The organism is Mesonia oceanica, assembly GCF_902499555.1.
Taxonomy (GTDB): domain Bacteria; phylum Bacteroidota; class Bacteroidia; order Flavobacteriales; family Flavobacteriaceae; genus Mesonia; species Mesonia oceanica.
Genome location: NZ_CABVMM010000006.1, coordinates 102,639 through 128,038, shown reverse-complemented (window position 1 = coordinate 128,038; position 25,400 = coordinate 102,639). Strand labels below are relative to the sequence as shown.

At 35.5% G+C, this 25,400-nt stretch carries 21 protein-coding genes; 8 read left to right on the top strand and 13 right to left on the bottom strand.

Going from position 1 to position 25,400, the window contains the following annotated elements; genetic code table 11:
* Window positions 1–67 precede the first annotated feature (67 nt).
* The 3 genes from FVB9532_RS08690 (at window position 68) to FVB9532_RS08680 (ending at window position 3,816) form a co-directional block, all read left to right on the top strand.
* A complete protein-coding gene (locus tag FVB9532_RS08690) occupies window positions 68–739 on the top strand; it encodes an SDR family NAD(P)-dependent oxidoreductase (protein WP_150544825.1) in 672 nt (223 codons plus the stop codon).
* A 213-nt stretch (window positions 740–952) separates the two neighbouring features.
* The gene (locus FVB9532_RS08685; RefSeq protein ID WP_150544824.1) at window positions 953–1,732 is read left to right on the top strand and encodes a M90 family metallopeptidase; all 780 of its coding nucleotides are present in this window, start codon (window positions 953–955) and stop codon (window positions 1,730–1,732) included.
* Window positions 1,733–2,076: 344 nt separating this feature from the next.
* A complete protein-coding gene (locus tag FVB9532_RS08680; RefSeq protein WP_150544823.1) occupies window positions 2,077–3,816 on the top strand; it encodes a thiamine pyrophosphate-dependent enzyme in 1,740 nt (579 codons plus the stop codon).
* 545 nt (window positions 3,817–4,361) lie between these two features.
* On the opposite strand, the gene FVB9532_RS08675 is transcribed toward FVB9532_RS08680, so the two are convergent.
* The 8 genes from FVB9532_RS08675 to coxB are packed head-to-tail and all read right to left on the bottom strand — an operon-like array spanning window position 4,362 to window position 12,033.
* Window positions 4,362–5,861 carry an FMN-binding glutamate synthase family protein gene (locus FVB9532_RS08675; protein WP_150544822.1) on the bottom strand — a complete coding sequence of 500 codons (1,500 nt, stop codon included), beginning with the start codon at window positions 5,859–5,861 and terminating at the stop codon, window positions 4,362–4,364.
* A 26-nt stretch (window positions 5,862–5,887) separates the two neighbouring features.
* Window positions 5,888–7,306 (bottom strand): cytochrome b N-terminal domain-containing protein, encoded by a 1,419-nt coding sequence (locus FVB9532_RS08670; protein ID WP_150544821.1) that lies wholly within the window; start codon window positions 7,304–7,306, stop codon window positions 5,888–5,890.
* Complete coding sequence (locus FVB9532_RS08665) at window positions 7,303–7,839, bottom strand: QcrA and Rieske domain-containing protein (protein ID WP_150544820.1); 537 nt, start codon at window positions 7,837–7,839, stop codon at window positions 7,303–7,305. Before FVB9532_RS08665 ends, FVB9532_RS08670 begins: the two co-directional genes overlap by 4 nt.
* Window positions 7,839–8,048: an aa3-type cytochrome oxidase subunit IV gene (gene ctaF / locus FVB9532_RS08660; RefSeq protein WP_150544934.1), complete on the bottom strand. Its 210-nt coding sequence runs from the start codon at window positions 8,046–8,048 to the stop codon at window positions 7,839–7,841. The genes FVB9532_RS08665 and ctaF overlap by 1 nt, the downstream gene beginning before the upstream one ends.
* Before the next feature lie 7 nt (window positions 8,049–8,055).
* Window positions 8,056–8,901: a cytochrome c oxidase assembly protein gene (locus FVB9532_RS08655; RefSeq protein WP_150544819.1), complete on the bottom strand. Its 846-nt coding sequence runs from the start codon at window positions 8,899–8,901 to the stop codon at window positions 8,056–8,058.
* Window positions 8,898–9,449 carry a cytochrome c oxidase subunit 3 gene (locus FVB9532_RS08650; protein WP_150544818.1) on the bottom strand — a complete coding sequence of 184 codons (552 nt, stop codon included), beginning with the start codon at window positions 9,447–9,449 and terminating at the stop codon, window positions 8,898–8,900. The genes FVB9532_RS08655 and FVB9532_RS08650 overlap by 4 nt, the downstream gene beginning before the upstream one ends.
* Entirely contained in the window at window positions 9,449–11,107 is a 1,659-nt protein-coding gene (gene ctaD / locus FVB9532_RS08645) for a cytochrome c oxidase subunit I (RefSeq protein ID WP_013070890.1), read from the bottom strand. The genes FVB9532_RS08650 and ctaD overlap by 1 nt, the downstream gene beginning before the upstream one ends.
* Window positions 11,104–12,033, bottom strand: a complete 930-nt coding sequence (coxB, locus tag FVB9532_RS08640) for a cytochrome c oxidase subunit II (protein WP_150544817.1) — start codon at window positions 12,031–12,033, stop codon at window positions 11,104–11,106. Before coxB ends, ctaD begins: the two co-directional genes overlap by 4 nt.
* 761 nt (window positions 12,034–12,794) lie before the next feature.
* On the opposite strand from coxB, the gene FVB9532_RS08635 reads away from it, so the two are divergent.
* Window positions 12,795–15,020, top strand: a complete 2,226-nt coding sequence (locus FVB9532_RS08635) for an ATP-binding protein (RefSeq protein WP_150544816.1) — start codon at window positions 12,795–12,797, stop codon at window positions 15,018–15,020.
* 106 nt (window positions 15,021–15,126) lie between these two features.
* Here FVB9532_RS08635 and FVB9532_RS08630 read toward each other — a convergent pair whose 3' ends face one another.
* From FVB9532_RS08630 to FVB9532_RS08615, 4 genes are all read right to left on the bottom strand, one after another.
* A complete protein-coding gene (locus FVB9532_RS08630; protein ID WP_150544815.1) occupies window positions 15,127–15,486 on the bottom strand; it encodes a DUF1622 domain-containing protein in 360 nt (119 codons plus the stop codon).
* Window positions 15,487–15,938: 452 nt separating this feature from the next.
* Window positions 15,939–16,487, bottom strand: a complete 549-nt coding sequence (locus tag FVB9532_RS08625; RefSeq protein WP_150544814.1) for a hypothetical protein — start codon at window positions 16,485–16,487, stop codon at window positions 15,939–15,941.
* A 642-nt stretch (window positions 16,488–17,129) separates the two neighbouring features.
* A complete protein-coding gene (locus FVB9532_RS08620) occupies window positions 17,130–17,318 on the bottom strand; it encodes a hypothetical protein (RefSeq protein WP_150544813.1) in 189 nt (62 codons plus the stop codon).
* Window positions 17,319–17,351: 33 nt separating this feature from the next.
* On the bottom strand, window positions 17,352–17,921 hold the full coding sequence (locus FVB9532_RS08615) for an HdeD family acid-resistance protein (RefSeq protein ID WP_150544812.1): 570 nt from the start codon (window positions 17,919–17,921) through the stop codon (window positions 17,352–17,354).
* A 408-nt stretch (window positions 17,922–18,329) separates the two neighbouring features.
* On the opposite strand from FVB9532_RS08615, the gene FVB9532_RS08610 reads away from it, so the two are divergent.
* The 3 genes from FVB9532_RS08610 to FVB9532_RS08600 all read left to right on the top strand — a co-directional run bounded on the left by FVB9532_RS08610 (window position 18,330) and on the right by FVB9532_RS08600 (window position 21,127).
* Window positions 18,330–19,499 (top strand): helix-turn-helix domain-containing protein, encoded by a 1,170-nt coding sequence (locus FVB9532_RS08610; protein ID WP_150544811.1) that lies wholly within the window; start codon window positions 18,330–18,332, stop codon window positions 19,497–19,499.
* Window positions 19,500–19,739: 240 nt separating this feature from the next.
* Entirely contained in the window at window positions 19,740–20,138 is a 399-nt protein-coding gene (locus tag FVB9532_RS08605; protein ID WP_150544810.1) for a VOC family protein, read from the top strand.
* Window positions 20,139–20,401: 263 nt separating this feature from the next.
* Entirely contained in the window at window positions 20,402–21,127 is a 726-nt protein-coding gene (locus FVB9532_RS08600) for a Crp/Fnr family transcriptional regulator (RefSeq protein WP_150544809.1), read from the top strand.
* 426 nt (window positions 21,128–21,553) lie between these two features.
* Here the strand turns inward: FVB9532_RS08600 and FVB9532_RS08595 are convergent, their stop codons facing one another.
* Window positions 21,554–21,778, bottom strand: coding sequence for a hypothetical protein (locus tag FVB9532_RS08595; protein ID WP_150544808.1), 225 nt, complete (start codon window positions 21,776–21,778; stop codon window positions 21,554–21,556).
* Between the two features lie 450 nt (window positions 21,779–22,228).
* Here FVB9532_RS08595 and FVB9532_RS08590 point away from each other — a divergent pair, with 450 nt between their 5' ends.
* A complete protein-coding gene (locus FVB9532_RS08590) occupies window positions 22,229–25,396 on the top strand; it encodes a SusC/RagA family TonB-linked outer membrane protein (RefSeq protein ID WP_150544807.1) in 3,168 nt (1,055 codons plus the stop codon).
* Window positions 25,397–25,400 lie beyond the last annotated feature (4 nt).

Genomic DNA, 25,400 nt, shown 5'->3' with positions numbered 1-25,400 from the left:
TTAAAGTAGAATCATTCTTTTTTGAAAAGTATATACTTAAATTTGCACATTATAATTATGAAAAGTCATGAAATCTAAAAGGGTAGCAGTTGTCACGGAAGCAGGAAATGGGTTAGGAAAAACTTTTGCCAATATTTTGTTGAATCATGACTATGAGGTAATTCTTGCGGCGAGCAAAAAAAGCTATGAAATTCTTTCTGAAGAAGGAGGAGCACTCAACGACTATAAACTTGTTAAAACAGATTTTACCGCTCTAGAATGTTTAACCGAACTTAAAGCACAGATTTATTCAAAATTTGGAAAATTGGATTTGCTGATTAATAATGCAGAAATTGCAAATGGTTTCGGTCAAAAAATTGAACAGATCACTATCGATGAAGTAAAACAAGTTTATGAGACTAATCTCTTTGCGGTTATAAGAATAATTCAACTGTTCAAACCCCTGCTTGAGAAAAGTGATGATCCGAGTATTATTAATATCACGAGTGCTCTGGGAGATATTGATAAGATGAAGGATGAAGATTTCTGCTACGCAAATTATTGTATGACCGCTTATGCTACTTCAAAAGCAGCGTTAAATATGTTTACCCAGTTGCAGTGTAAAGAATTTAAACCTTCAAAAATAAAAATTACCGCTTTTGATCCAGTTGTTTTAAAAAATTGTACCCATAATTCGGTTTCTATTTGTGATGGTATAAAAGAAGAATTTATCAATCTCATTAAAAAGAAGAGTTTATAAGCAAAGTCGAATATATTGAAATTTCAATTTTGCTATTCACATTTGCTGATTTTGGAATAGTCACTACCTCTCTTTGAATTAAATATAAAATAACTAATTAATAAACAGTATTTTGTAGTTGATTGAAAGCGTGCTATTAAAAGATATTATTTTTAATATCTTTTTTTTGTTTAAAAACCAATTTCACTAGATTTACTACTTTTTAAATTCTATATGGTACTAGCATTATCTCTCGCATTCCTATTAATTTTGTTTGGCATCTATGCTTTTAGGAAAACAAGCTCTAGAAAAAAGGAACAATTTCCAAAAGATTGGCATACGCTCTTAACAACTCATGTTCATTTCTATAAAGAGCTTTCCGCCGCAGAGCAAAATCGATTTCAACAACGTATGATGACTTTCTTAAGTGAAACCTATATTGAGGGAGTAGGTTTTAAAATAGACGATCTAGATACTGTGTTGGTTGCTGCAAGTGCGGTAATTCCGGTATTTGCTTTTAGTGAATGGCACTATAGTAATTTAAGTACGGTTTTAATTTATCCAGACCACTTTAATGAAGATTTGAATTTTGATGCTGCTAATAAAGAACGTTTTATTGCAGGAATGGTAGGAAACGGACAATTTGAGCACCAAATGATTTTATCCCGAACAGCATTGCATGAAGGTTTTGATAGAACTAAAGACTTGCATAATACAGGCATCCATGAGTTTGTTCATCTTATAGATAAAGTGGATGGCGTTACAGACGGAGTCCCCGAACGTTTGATTGAACACCGTTATGTCATGCCTTGGCTAAAGCGCATTCATAAAGAGATGGAAGCAATCAACATCGATCAATCTGATATAAGACGTTATGGAGGGACCAACGAGGCCGAATTTTTTGCCGTCGCCTCTGAATATTTTTTCGAAAACCCTGAACGAATGAAAAAGAAGCACCCAGAATTGTACCGAATGCTTCAACAGTGTTTTCATACCAAACAAAAAGCTTCTTAGCTACACCTTAAAATTAGCTCTATAGTTTCTTAAGCTGTTTTTAAACTCTTTAAATAACTCCTAATGTTAGGAGGTTTTTAGCATATAGCTAATGAAAATTCTATGATAGTTGATAAGGACTATCGATAGCTTACTTTCAGAAATATTCCTTTTTAGAATAACTAGCTTGCCCATCATCGTTCATCTGGTTATTCTACCAGTTTTTTCTTTATTAAATAGGGGGAATGAGTTCTTTAAGTTTTAAAAAGGAGTTAAATAATTGTAACCGCCTAAAATCCATAAAAAATTATGCTATTTTTAATGGTTTAAGTATTACGATAAAATTATTTTAAAAATTAAGGTTTATGTCTAAAAATGTTGCAGATATTTTAGTGGAAATGCTGGTAAACGCCGGTGTCAAAAGAGTTTATGCCGTAACCGGTGATAGCCTGAATCCTGTGAACGACGCCGTTCGTAGGGACGGGCGTTTGCAATGGATACACGTAAGGCACGAAGAGGCGGGAGCCTATGCGGCTTCTATGGATGCTGAACTTGACGGAATTGGTTGCTGTATGGGAAGTAGCGGCCCCGGACACGTTCATCTGGTAAATGGCCTTTACGATGCCAACCGCGCGGGAAATCCTGTAATTGCCATTGCTTCAACCGTAACTACCGATAAACTCGGTCTGGACAATTTTCAGGAAACCAATGTTACCAAGCTTTTCGACGACTGTAGCAAATATTGTTTTATGGCCAATACCCCCGTTCAGGCGGTTCACGGATTCCAGTCGGCCATTCAACACGCCATTCAACAAAAAGGAGTAGGAGTAGTTGGTTTACCGGGCGATATCGCTTCCGCAGATGCTAAAGAAGTAACAACCGCTGAACAAAACTATTTCACCGATTCCAGAGTTATTCCTTCTGAAGAAAAAATAAAAGAACTCGCTGAAGTAATTAATAGTCATAAAAAAATAATGCTCTACGCCGGTCACGGCTGTCGTGATGCTCAGCAAGAAGTGATGCACTTGGCAGAAAAACTAAATGCTCCATTGGGCTTTAGCTTTCGCGGAAAAATTTTCTTTGATAAAGAAGATAATGATTATGCAGTAGGCCTTAACGGATTATTGGGTAACAAATCTGGCTTTAAGTCGATGCACGAAGCTGAGGTATTGTTGTTATTGGGAACCGATTTTCCTTATACTGAATTTCTTCCGGAAAAAAATATCATCATACAAATAGATACGAAGCCTGAACGTATAGGAAGAAGGGCGAAAGTAGATTATGGGTATCACGGAAGCATCAAAGACACGCTAACCACATTATTGCCGCAAATAACTGCTAAGACAGATGATAGCTACTTAAAAGAAATGCGGGAGTTACATAAAGATTTAGAGGAAAAATATGCTAGTTATGTAGATGCAAAAAGTGAACAGGAAAAAATACATCCTGAATATGTCGCTTCGCTTATCGATAAATTGGCCACAGACGATGCTATTTTTACCGTAGATACAGGAATGTCTGCTGTATGGGCGGCACGTTATTTAAAAGGAAGAAAAAACAGATACCTAACAGGCTCATTTAATCACGGTTCGATGGCAAATGCAATGCCTATGGCTATGGGCGCCGGCTTAGGTCATCCCGACCGACAAGTTGTAGCGCTTTGTGGTGACGGCGGACTTACCATGCTTTTAGGTGATTTAATGACCATTAGCCAGTATAAAATTCCTGTAAAAATTATCGTTTTTAATAACCGTTGTTTAGGAATGGTGAAATTGGAAATGGAAGTTGAAGGTTATCCAGATTGGCAAACGGATATGGATAACCCGGATTTTGCAAAATTAGCAGCGGCCATGAACATTAAAGCTTGGGAAGCTAAAAAATCGACCGATGTAGCGCTTGCCATTGAGGAAGCTTTTGCCCATAAAGGTCCTGCACTCGTCAATATTTATACCGATCCTGCTGCACTGGCAATGCCTCCTGAAATTAAATTTGAACAAATGAAAGGCTTTGCTAAAAGTATGAGTAAATTAATGTTGAATGGAAGAACTGCCGAGGTTATTGACAATGCTAAATCTAACTTTAAATATCTAAAAGAGCTTTTTTAAAAAGAGTAAATCAGAATAATTTCTATTCACCTCTGGAACTTTATCTTGAGGTACATTAAAAAATAAACCGATCATCTCCCGCTTATCAAAAAGTATGGAGTTGATCGGTTTACTATATTTTAGAACTTAGATCGTTTCGTTATTGTAGATTAAGGTTCAGTACAATAATGTCTATCTTCTGTATTCCAGATTCTAATTTCATTAAAATCTATTTTTCAGTTACTTATCGATAAAATTTTATCTCCGCTGTCGCCATAATAAAATTACTAGAAGCGACATTTGAGGTTAAGAGTTGAAAGGTTTAAAGTTTTCAAATCAATCCATTATATCGTCTTGTTTCCTGATTCTAGATTCTACTCCACTCTGGCTTCGGTATTATTGCTCCTTCTTCGCAATCACTCAGACGCCGTTAGATTGAAAGCTTAAAAGTTTAGAGTTAGAAAGTTCAAGGTTTAAATTTTGATTATATCATTATCAAATTTTCAAATCAATCCGTTCTCTCCTCTTGTTTCTTGCTTCTAAAACCTAGCTAGTGGTGTCTTTGTCTATATTCTAACAGTTTCAGGATAGATGCTATCGTAACTTACGATTTCTTCTCCTACTTTTTTATGAATTAGGCTACGATTTAATTCTTCAAGATTGGAACAACCGGCAGCTGCAAAAAGCTCTAGGAAATCTTTTAGGATTTCTTCGTGGTAGTTTCTTACACGTTTCCACTTATCTTCTACCACAAGCCCTCTCATAAATTTAGGATCGTTAGAAGTTACTCCCGTAGGACATTGATTGGTGTTGCATTTTAAAGCTTGAATACATCCCAATGCTAACATCATTCCACGAGCTGAATTACAAAGGTCTGCGCCTAAGCATAAAGCACGGAAAATATCGAAAGCGGTAAAGATTTTTGTAGCGGTAATAATCTTTATATCCTTTTTTAAATCATATTTTCTTAGCGTATCTACTACAAAAACAAGTGCTTTTTCCCACGGCATTCCCACATAATTTGAGAAATCAATGGGGGCAGCTCCCGTACCACCTTCAGCACCATCTACGGTAATAAAGTCAGGTTTTATTCCGGTGGCTTTCATTGCTTCGCAGATATCAATAAATTCTTTTTTGTTACCAATACATAGTTTAAACCCAATAGGTTTTCCATTGGATAAATCACGGAGTTGTTGGATCCATTTCAGTAAACCTTCAGGGGAATCAAATGCAGAGTGTCCCGGAGGTGATAATACATCTGTATGTGGTTTTACTCCTCGTATTTCTGCAATCTCTTCGGTGTTTTTAGCCGCCGGTAATACGCCTCCGTGACCGGGTTTAGCACCTTGGGAGATTTTAATTTCAATCATTTTTACTTCCGGATAGGCGGCAACTTTTTCATATTTTTCAGCTGAAAAATTTCCATCTTCTGTTCGACAACCAAAATAACCGGTTCCTATTTCGTATACCAAATCGCCTCCTTTTCTGTGGTAATCTGAAATACCACCTTCTCCGGTATCGTGGAAAAAGTTTCCAGCTTTTGCTCCTTTGTTAAGTGCCATTACCGCATTACTACTCAACGCACCATAACTCATTGCCGAAATGTTGAATAAGCTGGCAGAATAGGGGTGTTTACAATCCGGTCCGCCTATGGTCACTCGGGGAGCTTGATCTAGTTTTTTGGTAGGATAAATGCTGTGTTCCATCCAGGCATAGCCTTGCTGGGTAACGTCTAATTCGGTACCAAAAGGATGATTTTCTTTTTCTTTTTTGGCTCGCTCGTAGATATAACTGCGATGATTCTTGTCAATAGGTTTGCCATCGGTATCACTTTCTACAAAATATTGGTGCAATTCTGGACCAATGAGTTCCAGTAGAAAACGCATATGACCAAGGACAGGGAAATTTCGGGTGATGGAATGCTTTTTTTGAACGATATCATAAATACCCAAGATAATGATAGCGGCTGCCATTATTGAAAATCCCCAGGCAGGCCAGATTGCCGTGCAAACGATGAGGGCGACAATAATTAATGCTATTGTTGTAAACCGTATAGCTTCTTTCATATTAAAATAGTGTTTGTATAGTATTATTAGTTATTTGGGTTGGACCCTTTTTTATCCTTCAGCAGGAAGTCCACCACATCTTCAAGTTCTTCTTTGGAAAGCGAACCTCCGTAAGCCGGCATATTTTCTGCCCCGTTTACGATTCTTATAATTATTTGTTCTTTAGTGAGCCTGTTTTGAACATTGGTTAAATTTGGACCCCGAATTCCACCTTGATCATTAATCTTATGACAGTACAGACAACCTGCTGTATTGAATACATTGATACCTCGTTGCACTGAAGGTTTTGCTTCGGGTACGGTGGTATATTCTGAAAGTGGTTCGGCATCGAATTTTGGATGCCAAGGTTCTACATCTCCTATGTACCAAAGTCCGCAAATCGTAATAATTAAAAAAGCGACCGCACCTATGGCCCAAGGTCTTTTTAGTGGACTACGTTCGCCGCCTTTGGATAAAAACGGAACGGCTAAAAGAACCGTGATGGTTAATACGGGTCCGAGCATAATGACATAAGAACCAATATCTCTGGGCATTAAGGCGAAAATGGCGAATATCCAGGTGAAATACCAATCGGGTTTAGGATCTACTTTTACATTCGTTAAATCTGGTGCGCCTACCAATTCTGGTGCGCCCACAAACCAAGCTATAAAAACTAAAACGATAAGTACTAGCGCGCTAAAAACCGCATCTCTCCAAATAGCATTTGGGAAAAAGGGAACTCCTTTTTCCTTTAGCATATTTTCGTACCAATTTCTATAGGTTTTCGGATTTAAATAACGTCCTACTTTAGGTGGTTCAGAAATTCCGTTTCTAAACACCAAAAATAAGTGGTAGGCCACAAAGCTGAAAAGCAACGCGGGAATCACAAATACGTGAAGAGAGAAAAAACGATTTAATGTTTCGCCATTAATATTTTCACCTCCCATTAAAAAGTGGGCTATACTGTCACCTATCAATGGAATTCTTCCCATTTGTTCAGCGGCGACTACACTAGACCAAACCCCGTTATCATCCCAACGCAGTAATTGTCCCGTGAAGGCCATTACAATAGTGAGTGCCATTAGTACCACTCCGGTGATCCAACTCATTTCGCGTGGATATTTGTACGCAGCAAAAAGATACACACGAATCATATGCATCCCCATTAGCAATACCATTCCTGAAGCTCCCCAATTATGCAAGCCTCTTATAAAACTCCCTAAAAAAGCTTGATTTTCTATGTATTGAAGTGATTGGTAGGCAACGTCTGCTGAGGGCTGATAGAGAAATGCTAAAGCAATCCCTGTAACTACCTGAATAATAAGACAGGATAGGGTGGCACTTCCCCAAACGTAATTCCATTTAGATTCCGGTGGCACCAAATGAGTGGTGAGTGGTTTCACTAATTCGCTTAGTCCTCCACGGTCATCTACCCAATTCCATATGTTTTTTAAAGCCTTTTTCACGATGTTAGGTTGGTTATGGGGATGTTTTGTGTTTTAATCTGTACGTTATTGTTGTGTACTCTTACTTCATAGTCAAACATTCCGCGGGGTGGTGGACCTGCGGCCCAGGATCCATCTTTATGGTAAACTCCGCCGTGACAGGGACAAAGAAAGATTTCTGATTTTTCTACCCATCGTACGGGGCAACCTAAATGCGCACAATTTACCGATAAGGCTAAAAAGCTATCATCTTCTTTGCGTCTTACATAGGCTGCAGAACGTGCAATGCCACCACTCCATTCATAGGTCGAGGCATTTTCAAAAGTAACCATTTTTGTTTCGCCTATTTTGAAATCGGTTAATTTTCCTACGGAACGCCAGACTTCAGTTTTTTTCCTGATGATAGGATCTAGCATTGCAGCGACTAAAGGAAAAGACAGTACCGCGGCAAAAAAAGCTCCTACGCCCAAGGTGATCCTTGTCATAAAACTTCTTCTGTCGAGTGACTCCTTGTTGTTATTTGGTGGATTTTGATTTTCGCAATTACAAGCCATTATTCTTCATCGTGTTTAATTTCTTTATTGATTTCTACAATCCAGCCGATAAGTGCTACCACAAAAACGATAGCGCCCATTCCCGATAAAAACCAGTTGGTTAAGATTCCCCAAAAGATAAATACTATTCCAAAAGCCAGAAAGAATGGCCAATAGGTAGGTTTGGGAAGTTCTTCGGGTTTTGCTTTATATTTTTCTTCTTGGTTCATCATCTTCTTATTTCGCTGTATGGATTGCTGTTTCAGACTTTTCTACCGGATTTTCTTCATACCAGCTCAGTAAAATGGACACCGAAGCCAATACATAAAGAATACATCCGGGCACCCACATTAACATTCCTGCTAATTCCTGATCTGCTCTTAAAGTTAAAGGAACCGGACTTCTTAATGTGGTAAATGCTGTTAATGAACTGTTTAAGGTATCTGTGCTTGCCGAAAAAGCTACATATAATCCCAATAATGAGCAACTTACACAGGCTGTAAAAAGATAAATCACACTTTTTAAAGGAGCTAGGCGTTTGCTTTTAACAGGATTAAAAACCGGCAATGCAAATAATATTCCCGCAATAAACAATAAGCTTAAAATAAGACTTTCTGGTATAGCTGTGATCCAACTATCTTTAGTGGCGGTAATACCGCAAATGGACGTTCCGGTTTCTGCGGAAAGAATGCCCGCGCTCAAAAAATGTCCGCCCCACATCATCACTGCACTTAACCACCAAAACATTAGGTAATAGTTTTTCGGTTGCTGTAGGATATTCAGCTTAAATTTTTCTGAAAATAAAATTGTATTTGATGGAATGGATTTTAAGAATAGGATAGGGGCAATCATCAACAAAACGATATGCTGAAGCATTGTAAGACTATGCAAACCATAGTCTCGGAGCAAGGCTATAGGAGAACCAAAACTTACATATAACAAGATTACCGTTACTATAAAATAAGCCTTTTGTGAAGTTTTTGTCTTTAAAAACAACAGGTATGCTGCAATGACCAAAACAGAAAGTATTATTCCTGCAAATGACCAGTTATCCGGAGTTATGAAAAAATCTGTATTTATCATAATAAAGGAGTTATGTACACAAAGTAAAAAACAAATAACCAGACAACATCCACAAAATGCCAGTAAACTTCAACACCGCCAAATCCGGCTATGGATACTCTTCTTAATTTTCCCAAACTCATTATTAATAAAATGAGCAGGGCCAAAATACCTAAAATTACGTGAAAGCCGTGAAAGCCGGTTAGGGTAAAGAAACTGGAACCAAATACATCTTTACTTAAGGTGATTTGTTTTTGATAAAGTCCTATATATTCGGTGACCTGTCCAGTTATAAAAACAATTCCCAATACGATAGAAAGCAATAAGAAGATATTGAATCCTTTAAAATTTTCTTTATTCAGGGCTCTTTTACTTATCATCAGGGTGCCACTGCTGGCAATTAAAAATAGTGTAAAAATCCCCGCCCTTACGGCATCGAGGTGTTGAGCAACCGTATCGGTAGCTTCCGTAAAATTTCGATAATATACATAACCAATGATAAGGGCAATGAAAAAGAACGTTTCAGAGCCTATCATTAGAAGCATTAATAATTTTCCTTTATCCTTCATCAATTAAGTCGCTTATCAGGATTATCGGGATTGGCCAAATCCCACAAAGGCCGTCTGCTGTGTACTCGCGGTACTTCTTCAAAATTCTTTAAGTCTGGTGGGGAGTTGGTCGCCCATTCTAAGGTCCAGGCCTCCCAAGGGTTTTTGGGAGCAGTACGTGGCTTTTTCAGGGTAATGAATAAATTCCACAGAAAAACAGCAATGGCCACAAACATCATTACCGCTCCCAAGGTAGAGATCATATTGAAAATTTCCCAAGATCCAAATCTTGATGGATAGGTATAAATTCTACGGGGCATTCCTAAAATCCCGAGTACGTGCTGAACAAGGAAGGTGAAATTAAAACCTATCACAAATAACCATAAATGCCATTTGCCTAATTTTTCTGAAAGAAAACGACCGCTAATTTTAGGAAACCAATAGTAAATACCTGCAAAGATCCCAAAGGCAGTTCCTCCTAAAAATACGTAATGAATATGCGCTACTACGTAATAGGTATCGGTTAATTGCCAATCGATGGGAACGATTGCAAAAGAAGCGCCGCTTAACCCACCAATAGTAAAATCGATTAAAAAAGCTACGGCAAACATCATTGAGACCGTCATTCTAATACTTCCTTTATATAAAGTACCTATCCAGTTAATGACTTTTACTCCTGTTGGAATCCCGATCAGCATAGAACTTGCCGCAAAAAAACCGTTTACGGTATTGGTCATTCCCACCGCAAACATATGGTGAACCCACACGCCAAAGGCGAGTAGTGCAATGGCTACGGTAGAGGCAGCTACGAATTTATATCCAAAAATCTTATTTCTTGAAAAAACCGGGATCACTTCAGAAATAATTCCGAATGCCGGCAATGCTAAAATATACACTTCAGGATGTCCAAACGACCAAAAGAAATGTTGCCATAATATGGCCGAACCTCCTGAAGAAGGAATAAAGAAGTGCGCATCAAATTGCCTATCGATAAGCATCATAAAAAGGCCTGCATTCAATAGGGGAAAGGCTGCCAATATTAAAAATCCATTGATAAATATCATCCAGGCAAATAGCGGAAGCATATTTAGTTTGATATCTGGGGAGCGTAGGGTTAAAATAGTGGTCACAAAATTAAGACCGGCACCTATACTTCCCATTCCGGTAAGAATAAGTCCTACCAAATAATAATCGACACCCTGAGTTGAAGAGTAGTTGCTTTCACTCAACGGCGCGTAATTGAACCATCCTGCATCTGGTGCGCCACCGGCAAAAAAACTAAAGTACATTAAGAAACCACCTAAACACGTCATCCAAAAACTAAAGGCGTTCAATCTGGGAAAAGCCATTTCGTTCGCTCCAATCATTAACGGGATCAGGTAGGTAGCAAGTCCAATGAGAGCGGGCATCAATACCAAAAAGATCATCGTGGTACCGTGCATCGTAAAAAGCTGGTTGTAAAATTCTGGTGAAATCAGATCGTTATCACCAACCGCTAATTGTGCTCTAATGAGCATAGCTTCCAGCCCGCCGATAATAAAAAAGAAAAGGGCGAGCCATAAATACATAATGCCTAATTGCTTATGGTCTACTGAGCTTATCCAGAGTAACCTTCCTTTATCTGAGGTGACTTCCGGAAGTTGATCTTCGCCTTCTTGTATGTTTATAAATAGACTCATTTAAGGTGTATAATATATTCTACGAGTGCATTGAGTTCTTGGTCAGAAAGGATAAAGTTTGGCATTTTTGCGCCTTCTTTTACCTTTTGTGGGTCATGAAGCCAAGCTCTTAAATTGGTAGCATTTACTTCTTTAAAATCTCCCAAAAACCGCTTTCTGCTTGCAAAATGGGTGAGATTTGGACCAATATTTTCGTTATAACTGGTTCCGTTGATTGCGTGGCAGTTGGTACAGGTTTTTTGCTCAAAGAGGTTTCTCCCTTTTTCAAAAAGTGCACTGCCTTCAGTAATCACGGGTTCCAGTTGTTCTTCCTGCCATTTTTTAAAATTCGCTTCATCATCGGCAATAACCCGTATACGCATTCGTGCGTGTTGCATTCCGCAGAACTCACTACAAGTCCCTAAATATTCTCCGGGTTTTTCGGCATACATCCACATATAATTGGTCATTCCGGGAATCATATCTATTTTCCGACCTAATTCTGGTACCCACCAGCTGTGGATGACATCTGCGGAATTAAGCGCTAATAATACTTTTTTTCCTGCCGGAATATGAACTTCGTTAGACGTAATTACTTTACTATTTGGATATTCTGCTTCCCACCACCATTGATGCCCGGTGATGATAATATCCGGCTTAGGATCATCAGGTATGGTTTGTATCTCCTTCATCGATTGAACGGTAAAAAACATAAAAAATACAGTGATGAGAAAAGAAGTGATAAGGGCGAAAGCCTCAAACTTATGGTTTAAGGATCCATTTTGTGGTTTGTCTTTTGGACTTTTCGCTTTGTATTTGGTGGTGTACCTATAGGTGAAAAAAGTAACAAGCCCCAGAATTATAGCGGCTACTATAACAAAAGACCAATATAGAAAATTAGTGTACTCCAGTACTTGGATATTGTAAAAAGGTAAAACTGCTATCATCTACTCAATAAACTGTGAACAAATATAGTATTTATATCTTATGGAAGAAGTTTGAATGTTAAATTAAGAGAAAAATATAATATTATAATTACAAACAAGGAATAATCTTACATTTTTTTTAATATGTAGGCATTTTTTCAGATAAAAGGATATTTATAGAGGTTAAAATGCATCAGCAAAAAAAGAGGTTTTTGTAAGATTAGAATTTACAAAGTAAGAGAAGAGAATATAGACGAAAGAAAAATATAATTAGCCAATGTGTTGATGTGAAAATGAAGAAATATAGCTTAAAATTTAATGCTGGCTGAATGATTGCGATATACAAAAAATGGAATCAAAGCCAGAGTGTAAAATAGGGGTAGGGACCTAGAATCATGAGTTTAGGTTTTGATTTAATTTTTTACTTCATTATGAGTAATTTTTAAGGAGTTAAAAAATATACTTATTTTAAACATCTTTTATTTTGTATGAAACATAAAAAATCCCATCAGCTTAAATAATATTAGGATGTGTTATTTAATCGATTAATTTTGCATTTATTCTTATATGGAAGTGCGTTTTTCTTTCGTAAAAAAACAAATTAGGTGAGATGTTTTAATATTCGTTTAGGTATATTTAATAAAATCACCAAATAGATGTTTTTTGTTAATTTTAAATAGTTTTTTTTACTAGTGAATTCATGATTTAACTCCAAACTTAATTCTGACTTTTATCTTTAAAATATTACTTTTATCGTATTGAGCATAAATCTTTAAGCCCTAATGAAGTTTCGACTTACCATACTAATGTTTTTGATATTTACAGCTTTCCTGTATGCTCAAAATAGTGAGGAAGAAATTACTATTTCTCCCGATTCTACAAAGGAGGAAATCATTGCTTTTATAAAAAGTAATATGGCAAAATCTGGTATCGAATTTGATAAAGGGAACTACTTGGCTTCAATACTCTATAACCATAAGAATTTAGAACTGGCAAAGAAGATTGGGGATTCTTTGCTACTAGCGATGTCCAGAAGTTACATTGCCAATGACTATTTAAAACTAGATAATACAGAGCAGGCCCGCAATTATATTGATAAAAATATAATTATGGCTGAAAGAATGAAGGATACCGTCCTCATCAATGCTGCAAAAATTGATCTTGCTAATATATATCTGGAAGAAAAGAGGTATGAAGATTTCATACGATTAAATAAGGAAGTAATTGCCATAGCTAAACATGCAAAAGATAACTTTCGGTTAATCACCAGCACCCTTAATATTGCAGATGCCTATTTGTTTAAAATTGAAGAGCCAGATCTGGCTAGGCCATATATAGACTCTTTACGTGTTTATAATGCTTACGAGACCAGGGCAGACATTAAAATACCAGAAGAAGATTTTCATTATCTGGAGGGAAAATATGCCTTTCTAAAAAAGGATTTTATTGGCGCAAAGGAAAATTTTGGATTTGTTTTGAAAAACTATAAGGATTACCATAAGCTGGATTATCTGTTAGATTCCTATTCGGGATACATTCATAGCCTAGCGCAATTGGGCGAGTATGAAGAAGCATATAAAAGCTTTAGAGTAATAGATAGCCTGTTTGAAAATAAACTGAAAAGCGTTCTAGAAGAATCTAATACAATTTTAAAGCATCGTATCAAGATCGAAAATATCGAACAACAGGTTAGAAATAAAGAACTTCAAAATAAAATTATTTCAGCAAAAGCAGAAAAAAACAGAATATTACTCATCGGCTCTGTAACTTTATTGGTGTTTCTATTATTGGTATTGCTGTTTTTTGTTTTTGAAAGGACAAAAAGAACAGCTCTTATGCAAAAGCTTCAAAGAAAAAATGAGGAATATCTTGATGCCAAAGAAAAATCTGAAGAGATGGCAAGGGTTAAAACCAAATTCCTTTCTACCGTTAGTCACGAACTTAGAACACCATTATATGGTATCATTGGTTTGTCTAACGATTTATTCTTGGATCCGGAACTCTCTTCCCATAAAAAAGAACTTCAGTCTTTAAAATTCTCAGCTAATTATCTGCTTAATCTAGTTAATGATGTACTTACGTTAAATAAAATAGAATCACAAAGTTCTATTAAACTGGAAAATAAACCATTTGAATTACAGGAGCTTATAGGGGATATTAATATTTCGTTGAAATTTATGAGGAAACGGAATAACAATCAATTAAAAGTTAAAATCGATAAAGAAATCCCCCAAATTTTAATAGGCGATAAAATAAAGCTATCTCAAATATTAATTAACCTTATCGGAAATGCCTTAAAGTTTACTAATGATGGCGAAGTTCAGATATTGATTGATCTTATTCAAAAGAAAGAAAAAAGAGTAAAGCTTAAATTTCAGGTAAAAGATAATGGTATTGGCATCTCTAAAGAAGAGCAAAAAGAAATTTTTAAAGAATTTGGGAGCTCTATAAAAACAACCAAATTCGCAGGTACCGGACTTGGTTTAAACATTGTTACCAAGTTGCTGAAAGAAATGAATTCAGAAATTCAATTAATAAGTCAAACTGGAAAGGGATCTAATTTTTACTTTGAATTGGAGCTTGACACCACAGATCAAATGGAAGAAGTTTCCCAACCCACTTCTTTAAATCCCGGAAAACCTGAGTTTGCCGGAAAAAAAATACTGATTATTGATGATAATCATATCAATCAGTTGGTGACCAAAAAATATATTGAAAGGTACGGGATGGTAGCAAAATCTGCAGATAGTGCTCTAGAAGGTATCGAAATGCTAAAAATAGAATCTTTTGATCTTGTATTTATGGATCTCAATATGCCCACACTTAACGGTCTGGAAGCAACTTCCATGATTAGGGAGTTTAATAAAGAAATTAAGATTGTTATTTTATCTGCAACAGAGGTGCAGGAGTTAGAAGATAAGATAAAAGGCTATGCAATTAATGATTTTCTATCTAAACCTTATAAGACTAAAGATTTATACAGTTTATTAGAAAAATACCTAAAATAATATAGAAAATATTATTTTTTGGTCTTCCTAAGTATTTTAATCTAAAATTGAATCTTTAAAGTATTTATTCTTTTTTTTAATGTTCTCTATAAATCAAATGTATCTTCTAGTTCTTGGATTGGGGTTTTTCTCTTTTCTGCCAAGGAAACTTTCCTTCTAATTCAACTTGTAGCGATAAGCTTAAAAAGGTTCTAATCAAGACAATTAAACCTAAAATGGTAACAGATTTTAAAGTTGGTTCTGTCACTACAGTAGCCATGATATCTGCTGCAATCAGAATTTCTAAGCCTAAGAGTATGGCCTTGCCAACAGACTGTCGAAGTGTGATGTAATTATTAGAGACATTTTTCTTTTGATGTAAAACAAATTTAATAAGTGCGATAACTGTCCCAAGAAATATGGTTAAGACTCCAATAGCTTCTACTATGGTTGCAACATAGTTGATGTATAATTTGATACTTTCCATTTTTGGACGTATAGGTTTATAGGTAAGTTAGTCGTGAAATGATTCAAAGCTAAAATAGCTAAAATTCTTTATTATTTTCTTCTCATTATGTTTTATCGTCAGGATGAATTTTTAAAAATTATATTGAATACTTGTGTTCACAAAAAATGTTGTCCCAGAATGAGGTGTATTTCTTCTACGAATTCAGTTTCATTTTATATTTGATAGATTTTGTATTTGAATTTCAAAGTTTACAGGGGGGATTTGTGGAAGTGAATCATAGGCTAATTAAGAAGGAAAGAAAGTTTAAAGCAAACAGGTGCAAATCATAAATATCCAGTTTGGTTAATTTATATTACTAACATTCAATCCAATTAGTTATCCTTGTAATTAACAATAGCAACTTTCCATGAATTGCTAATAGAATTCATGGAAAGTTGCTAACTTTCTGCCATTATGGGAAAAATGTGTTTCTATTTGTGCATTTTTCTTATTTTGGTTTTATTGAGGATTTTTCCATTGGCGTCGGTGTAAACGTGCATTTTTTCATTGTCTTTGGTCAACTCCATTCTGTAACGTTGACGTTCTTTACCATCTTCATAACTACTCATATTATAAACGTCTTTTTTTATAATCCATCCGGGATAGGCTTTGGCAATAGCAGATCTAACAGCAGCTGGAGGGGCAATATTTTTCATGTGTTCATATGTACTTATTAAATTTCCATACTTATCATAGGTAGCTGTAAATTCTTTTCCTTTTCCTTCAAGAGTAATATCAAAAGTGTCATAATCATCAATAGAGTTTATATCTCTGTTAATGTATACATCATTTTCAACATACTCAACTGGTATAGCGGCCATTTCCTCTATGGTGAAACCTGGGTAATCTTCTTCAACTGCTTCAATAATAGCTGCAGGTACATCTTCCTTTTTGATTTTTTCGGAATAGAGGATGTCCTGTGCGAAAGCTTGGGCACCGAGCCCTAAAAGAACTAAACTGAATACTACTACTTTTTTCATGTTTTTTAATTTTAAGTTAGTGTTTGAGTATTTATTTTTAGAAATTAATCTTAAACAAATTTAAACTCCTTATGCAACCGATTCTGCTACTTTTGTAGCAGAACCTATTCATTTAAAGTTTGTTTTTTTGAAATTGTTGAATTCTTAACCTATCATGCTATGTGTTTCGTTAGGTGTGTATTAAGTGATATTTGATGGGGCTTTAGGTGTTTTGCGAAGCGTATAGTGAAGTAGAAAAGAGTGAAGGATTCCAGTAACATACTATCTATAAGATGCCCTGTTTTACTCTAAAATAAAAAAGCTGATTTTCGTTTGTCGCCGAGTTAAAAAAATGCTTTTCAATAGCTTTATACACTAACCTTTAAAGTTGTTGTACTACCGTCTATTAAGATATTAGCGGTGTGCCGCCCAGCATTATCAATAAAATAATTTTATAGAGGAGGTTTTTTAGACTCTTAAAAGCAGTAATTAGTGAATAGAGATTGATAGAGCTGCAATACGGGATTGGAATAGAATACTAAACGTAAGGGGCTAAATTTTATAAAGGAACGTTTTGAAGATAAAGACTGAGAGTTACATAAAAAAACCGTTCACTCCATATAGGTTGCGAACGGTTTGTACTTTTTAAAAAGATACAGCTATCTATCTTCCGTGTAATTTATTTTGCAGTAGTTCTAATTCCTTAGCTGTTTCTTTCATTTCTTGGTGTGCCTTGATCATCTCATCTTCTTCATTTGCGTTTAAATGGTCATAAACCATTAGCGAAAGTCTTTTGTGGCGATCATGTAAACGAGCCAGTTGATCTCTGTGATCAATATCATGTTCTTTCATAATTGTTTTATTTTTAATTATTATTTGCTTAAACTATTTTTCGTGTGTATTGAACATTTTGATTCCCAATGTTAACCGAAACAATCCCATAAATAAAAATGCAAAACTGATGGTGTATACCAAAGTTAATTGCCCCAGTAAAGGTTTTGCCAAAATTGCCAAGGCAAAAAGTAAAGTGAAAATCGCTGCGACCAAGAACCAGCCGGAATTTTTAATGGTATTTCTAAGTTTACCATAGGTTATAAAAAATACCAATGATCGAATAATAAACCATATGCCTAAAAGAATAGGAAGTATTTCCATAGTAAGGTTTTCATTGGTAATTAATAGATAACCCAGTACCAAATCTATGATACCTCCAATAAGAAATATTACCCATTGTTTTGATGTCTTTATTAAGCTAATAGCGTTAATAATCTCAAAAATTCCGGAAATAAACATGACGTAGCTAAAAAATACCGCTAAAGAGATATAGGTTTCTACAGGAGTAGCAAAGAACCAAAAAGATAAGGCTATAAATCCTATTCCCAATAAAATTTCTACCCACCAAAATTTAGTGTTTAGATCTGGATATTTGTTTGTTGAGGATATTTGTGTTGTCATTATTAAAAAGTTTATGAATTGTTTTTAGTATTTCTACAAGCTAAATTAGCGTAATTGGTAAAAGGCTTTTGCTACTAAAGTAGCAGTTAACCCAGATTAAGTTTTCCACAGCAGGCAATTTTTTAATACCCAAAGAAAAAGGATTAAACCCTTGTAGTGCTTTCCTAAGCAAAGGCAATTTAGACTCCCTAAGTAAGGGGGAAGATTAGTTTAAACTGTACTTGGAATTTATTTGAAAATGGAAGACTTTTTGTAAATAAGAAGACAAAATATATATATTTGGTTTTTGGTTATTCCAATGGGTTATTTTTAAATATTACGGAGGTATATTTATTATTAATCGATCTTTTGTTCTAATTTTTAGGAAAGTGATACTATTAGTTTGCCAATCTGATTTTTTTATTGACGATGGACATAACATATAACTTTATCAGTTTTATAGAATCTTTGGGAGTTGTTCAAGGATTGCTCTTGGGGTTGATGCTGATACTTGTGAGAACCAAGAGAAAACGAGCTACACACTACTTAGGGCTTTTTATCGTACTGTTTTCTTTGGAACCGGTGACTAATATTTTGGGCGACCTTAATATTCTAAAAACCTACCCTCAATTACAGCTGCTTCCTTTTGGATTTCATTTTTTAGCCTACCCCTTATTCTACATTTATATTCAAAAAGTTTCCATTTTAGAACATAGAAAGACCAGTTATTGGACCTTGATCCCTGGCGTACTGGAGGTATTAATAGGCTTAATTGTTTTCTTTATGCCGATACAGACCAAAATGCTACTGGTCAATTCAATTTGGGAAAAGATTTACTTTTCAGCAGGCATAGGCTACACCTTTTTTATATGTATGTTGACCTTAAATTGGGTGAGAATGCACCGTAGGGAACTAGAAAATCAATACAGCTTGTTGACGCATAGGAATTTGGACTGGGTAATTTGGTTTGTCTGCGGAAGTATCTTTTTTCACTTGTTCTTGTTGGAATATTATTTTTTTGGGAATAATATCCTGTATCTCTTTACTGCAATTGCCAATGTTGTGCTTATCTATTGGATATCCTACCAAGGCTTGATGCAACAGAACATAACTAGTTTACAGGAAGAAATGAGCAGTTTAGTCACTGACTCAAAAAAAGAGGATGTCCTAGAGAAACCAGAGATGACAATTGAATCTGGAACCCAGGTGGAACTTAAGAAAAAGCAGGATTTTGTTTCTGAGGAAGAAGTTGAGAATATGTTAAGTGTGATTCAGGAATATATAGAGGCCTCTAAATGTTTTACAAAACAAGATCTTACCATTATAGATTTGGCAGACGCTGTGAACATACACCCAAAGAGAATTTCGTATGCCATTAATAAGGCTTTGAATTTAAATTTTAACTCGTATATCAATAATTTTAGAGTGGAATACGCCAAAGAACTCTTCCAAAGTGATAAGGCCAAGAATTTGTCCATTGAAGGTATTGGAATGGAAGCAGGCTTTCACTCAAAATCTACCTTTTATAGCTCCTTTAATAAGTTAGAGGGGACCACTCCGGCAAAGTTTAGAAGCTTTGGTTCCTCTTATCAAGTTTAAATTTCCGATATCTGTACTTCTTTTTCGAGTTTTCAACATCCTTTCACTACTATCATCTCGAAATTTGTAGCCTAATTTAAAATGGTGTTTGATAGCTTGTTTTTCCATTCAGGACAATTCTTAAAAACGTTATTGCAAGTAAAGAATAAGGTGCATAAGGGCTGAATGCTCCAAGCTAAGAACTTCGCAAAAAATAGGTTAAAGTAAACGCAGTACTAGTTACCCTTAAAGATAATATCGATGTTAGAACTTCATGACTTAGAACATATAGTAATACTAAAAGTGGCCTCTATAAAAAGATCAAGGGAGTTCTATGTCAAAAAAATGGGACTCAAGGTTATTGTAAGTGGTGATAAGGATCATCGTAGTGTTAAAAGCAGACCGCAAATTTGTTTAGATCAGTTAGGTTCTCCATCAAAATACACCCCTCGTCATGTATGTCCGGGAAGCTCAGAAATTCATTTGTTCTCCAAGAAGACCATAGAAGAGCTTGAGCATTTTTTTTGGGGACAACAGATCCCTATTATTTCAAGGGATACATGCTACACAGAAGAAAGAGAAGAACAAGAATGTATTTATTTACATGATCCTGATGGCAATTTATTGCGAATAACCGGCGGTTCTTATCTGCGCATTTGACTTCTGTTTTCAGCTTGCTTTTAATTGAATATCCCTTTTAAAGGCAATCCCATATATTACTTCCACTTAAGCCTTAAAAGAATCCAATAAGCTGATTCATTTGGGTTTGGAGCGTTCAAATTATGCATGACCGGTTTAATTTTCCGAATTCCGAACCTCCCGTACTTCATTTTACTAGTTATTTTCTCTGAATCCTTAAATCTTTGTGGAGAACATTTTAACAGGTTCATCACTTTACTAGAAATCAACTAAAACAACTAACCATGCAAACTGAAAACATTCAATACCTAAGAAGTATAGAAACGCTTAAAGACTCTACATTTTTTAAAGCCACCCCAAAAGATGCACTAGCAGAATTGATGGAAAAATTGGTGTATAGAAAATGGGATAAGGGAACCTATTTAAGTGGTGCTTACAAACCACTTCCTTTTTTTTATATCGTAGTTACGGGAAAAATTAAGGAATATCAAGTTGATGAGATCAGTGAAAAGGAACGTACCAATTTTATTTTGTCTAGTGGAGACGTTTTTGATGTTCTCAATTTATTAGATGACCGGCCTCATAAAATTCATTGGGAAACCCTTGAAGAAACAGAAGTTTTAATGATAACAAAAGAAGAAATGCTGCTCTGGATGGATAAATATCCACAAGCTCAAAAACATTTATATAAATACATGGCTTCTCATGTAAGAATGTTAGAGGATATGGCAGCAGATCTCACCATGCGTCCTACATTAGTACGCTTGTCTAAGCTATTGATTCAAAGTTTTGATATAGATAAAGGCTGTTTAAGTAGGATTGATAACCTCCCTAACAGTGAACTGGCAAAATTAGTTGGAACTACAAGGGCGGTTTTAAATAGACACATTCAGGAATTAAAAGGTTGCGGCGCCATATCTGTTGAACGCAAAAAAATAAATATTGAAAATACGGACAGACTACTGATGATTGTGCAAAATAGTCATATGCCTTTAGCCGCCCAATGTTAAAGAGTCTTTCCAAAAATCCATTGATAACCCATATAAAAAGAAGATGCATTTCTGGCATCGCTAACTTGTGTTGTCGCTATCTATCAGAATAAGTTTATCTAATGTAGGGCTAGATATTGGTCGTTGTCCATTTCTAAATGGTGTTGTGAACATACTATGTGAGCATAGCATTTGCTGACAATCGGCATATAGTCCCTGTTTGCCCTACAGATTTGCTTTTTTGCATTAATTGGAGTAGCAAATTACAATCAACCAGTACAACATCTCTATCTAAAAACTTCTAGACAAGGGCTGCAAAATCCTTCAGAATCGTACTAAAACCGGTGATATGCAGATATCTAGGAGTCTCTTATTTAAAGCCGCCTGAAATGTATATTGTATAGTAGCTGCTACCGTCGTAAAATCGGAAAATCCTATTTTCATCCATCAAATAAGCTTTAAATTCTTTTCGGAGATCGAAGTTTCGATGATTCGTTTGGATGATATATCTGTTGAGAAATTGGAAGGAATAAATGATGAAATAGTGGCGGTAATAGCCACATCTACCGGTCTCAATCGAAAATCAACACTATCATTTTTTAAGCAGGCTACGGCAGAAATCACACAAGAAACTCCTTCATACGCATTTTGGAAAGTTAGGGAATTATTCATTTAAAATTGTAGACAGTCAATATTATTTACTGGACAATCTTCTTCTTATCGCTGAAATCTAGAATGATTACTTTTACTAGAAGTACTTCAGTTATTTTACTGCCAATTAAATTTTTTTATTTACCCCAAAATAAATTCCTTCCCAACAGCAAGAGTCTTTATCAATTTTATAGTTTTCTTTTATTTTTTTGAGAAAACTTCTTGTGATATTGATTTAATTTTAAATTAACGGTTTATGAAGTTTGTTTTTTGTGAATTTATTAATAGTAGATTGTTTTAGTAAATAAAATAGCAGAGCTTAAATTTTTGTTTATCAGTGTTTTGTATGAGTTAAAAGCGTTGTTTTAGGCTGAATTTAATTTCTAGCAGTATAGTACAGGATACTGAAAAACTTATATCAAAATATATTTGAGTGTTAAATAATTGTGAATTTTATAATTAAACAATAATATGAAACACATCTTACAAAAAATGATTGCGTTGAGTGTGATATTTTTAATATCCATCTCTATGTATGCGCAAGAACAAACAGTAACAGGAACAGTAAAGGATGCCAATGATGTTCCATTACCGGGAGTGAATATTTTAATTAAAGGAACCAATCAAGGAACACAAACTGATTTTGATGGAAACTTTTCTATAAAAGCTTCCAAAGGTGATGTGATTGTTTTTACGTATGTAGGAACGAAAACGATTGAGAAAACAGTGGGTGTAGACGATTTTAGTTCCATCACTATGGAGTCTGATAGTTCTGAACTTGATGAGGTTGTTTTGGTGGGATATGGTAATCAAAAACGTTCAGATATTACCACGGCTATTGCTACGATGAGTACCGAGAATTTAGATGAACGGCCAATTACCAAAGTAGACCAAGCTTTAATAGGCCAAATGGCCGGAGTACGGGTAAAGCAAACCAGTGGTTTACCGGGAGCAGGATTTGATATTCAAATTAGAGGGGTAGGATCTATTTCAGCAGGGAATCAACCATTGTACGTAATTGATGGTTTTCCTTTAGAACCTTCCGGTCAAAGTAGAGGTGGTGGATTTTCTACGGGAAACCCATTAGCAAATCTAAACCCAAATGATATTGAATCTATTCAAGTTTTAAAAGATGCAGCGGCAGCGGCTATCTATGGTTCCAGGGCTTCTAATGGAGTGGTAATTATCAAAACAAAATCTGGAAGTACGGGCAAACCGCAAATTAATTTAAATACCTATTTCGGAATCAATAAAACGGTGAAAAAACTAGATGTTCTGAGTACGGAAGAATGGATAGAACGTGCGACAGAAATGATTGATTACAACTGGGATAATTCAGGAATTCCGGGAGCTTCTTCAAGTCAATCGATCAATGAAAGAAGAAATATTTATAACGATTACCAGATAGCTCAAGGTAATAACAGTGCTGTTTTAGGTGCTAATGAATTTAATAAAAATTTCATGCAAGATCCTAGGTGGTCCGAACCCGGTTACGGGAATTTAGAGGCCATCGATTGGCAAGATGAACTTTTTAGGACTGGAATTGTAAAAAGTTATCAGCTTTCAGCAAGAGGAGGTACAGATGCTGTAAATTATTATATTTCCGGTGAGCATTTAGATCAAGAAGGTGTGGCGATAGGTCTAGATTATAAAAGATATTCGGCAAGAGCGAATGTAGAAGTAACCGCCAGTGATAAAGTTTCATTTGGGGTGAATATAGCTCCTTCTTATACCATTTCAAATAACCCAGGGGTTGAAGGAAAAGACCAAGAATTGCACCGTGCAGTATCAACAGCACCAATTTCTGAAGATGGTATTTACCTAAACGTAGGTGATAATGAGCCCTATACTTGGGGTGGGAGTAATGTAAGCCCTATATCTGCAGTGCGAAATACTACAGGGGAAGAAAAAATTTATAGAACTTTAACCACAGTGTATGGAAGCTATAATATTTTAGAAAACCTTACGCTAAAATCTTCACTTAACTTAGATAATGCAGAGTCAAAATATAAATATTTTAAATCTTCTGAAGTTAGTAGAAGTAGACAGGCTTCCGGTTATTTTTCATCTTATCAACGTCAAAATTTCGCTAATGAAAACACACTTAATTATGATGCAACTTTTAAAGGTAAACATCACTTAAATCTTTTAGGAGGGATTTCCTACAGTACATTTAAATTTGATAACCAGAGAATTTCAGCAGCAGATGGTTTTGGTTCAGATCTTATACAAACCTTAAACGGTGCTAATAATATAAGTGCCAGTGGTACCTATACTCAAGAAACAAAATTGGTATTACTTTCTTATTTTGGAAGAGCACAATATGATTTTGATGGTAAATATTTATTAACAGCCAGTATTCGTCGTGATGGATCTTCCAACTTCGGTAAAAATACCAAATGGGGGGTATTCCCATCAGCTTCAGTAGGATGGAATATAGCAAAAGAAAACTTTATGAGCGATGTAGACTTCTTTAAAGCGTTGAAAATTAGAGCAAGTTGGGGGATTGCGGGTAACAGAGGTTTCTCAGATAACTATCCGGCTATTCCAAGAATTGGCTTTTCAAATTATTCCTATAATGGGAACTTCGCCACCGGTCAAGTACCCATCAATGCAGCCAATCCGGAGTTAAGTTGGGAAGAGTCAGAAACCTATAACTTTGGTACAGACATAGGTGTTTTAAACAATAGGATTTTTACTTCGTTTGATTATTACATTAAAACAAATTCAGATTTATTATTGAATGTTCCTGTTCCTACTGCTTCTGGTTTTTCAACCGCGGCAACAAATATAGGAGAAGTTCAAAATAGAGGATGGGAATTAGAACTTACTACCAGAAATTTGACGGGTGATTTTAAATGGACAACGAATCTTAACTTGAGTCACAATGAGAATGAAGTTAAAAAATTAGGCCCAGATAATTCACCCATCCTTGGAGGATCTTTTGATATTCAACATAATATTTTGCAAGTTGGGCAACCTATGTATACCCTTTATTTAGTTCAGCAAGATGGAATTCTATCTCAAGAAGATATAGACAATGGAGCGGCTTTATATGGTAATCAAACCGTAGGTGATCCCAAATATGTAGATGCCAATGGAGACGGGGTCATTAGTCCTGATGATAGAGTGCTTTCAGGTCAACCCAATCCAAAATATGTATGGGGTATCACCAATACTTTTGAATACAAGAATTTTGATCTGTCTGTATTACTTCAAGGTCAGTGGGGAGGTCATATCTATTCTACCTTTGGTCGTGCCATTGATAGAACAGGGATGGGCTTTAATGAAAATGTACTTGGCTCTCATAGAGACCGATGGAGATCTCCTGAAAATCCTGGAAATGGGGAAGATGGGAAAGCCAATTCTAATTTCGGAAGAATTAAAAATACCAATTGGAGGTACCCTAATGATTACTGGAGAATTAGAAATATAACACTAGGTTATAACGTGACTTCTGATGCCTTAAATAGCAACATTTTTAAGAAAATTAGAATATACGTAACCTTAGAAAATTGGTTTGGTGGTGATAAATATGATGGAGGATTTAACCCGGAAGCAGTAAACAGTAATGGAGATGATTACGGAGCCTTCCCACTTTCAAAATCAATTGTAACCGGACTTAACTTTACATTTTAAAAAA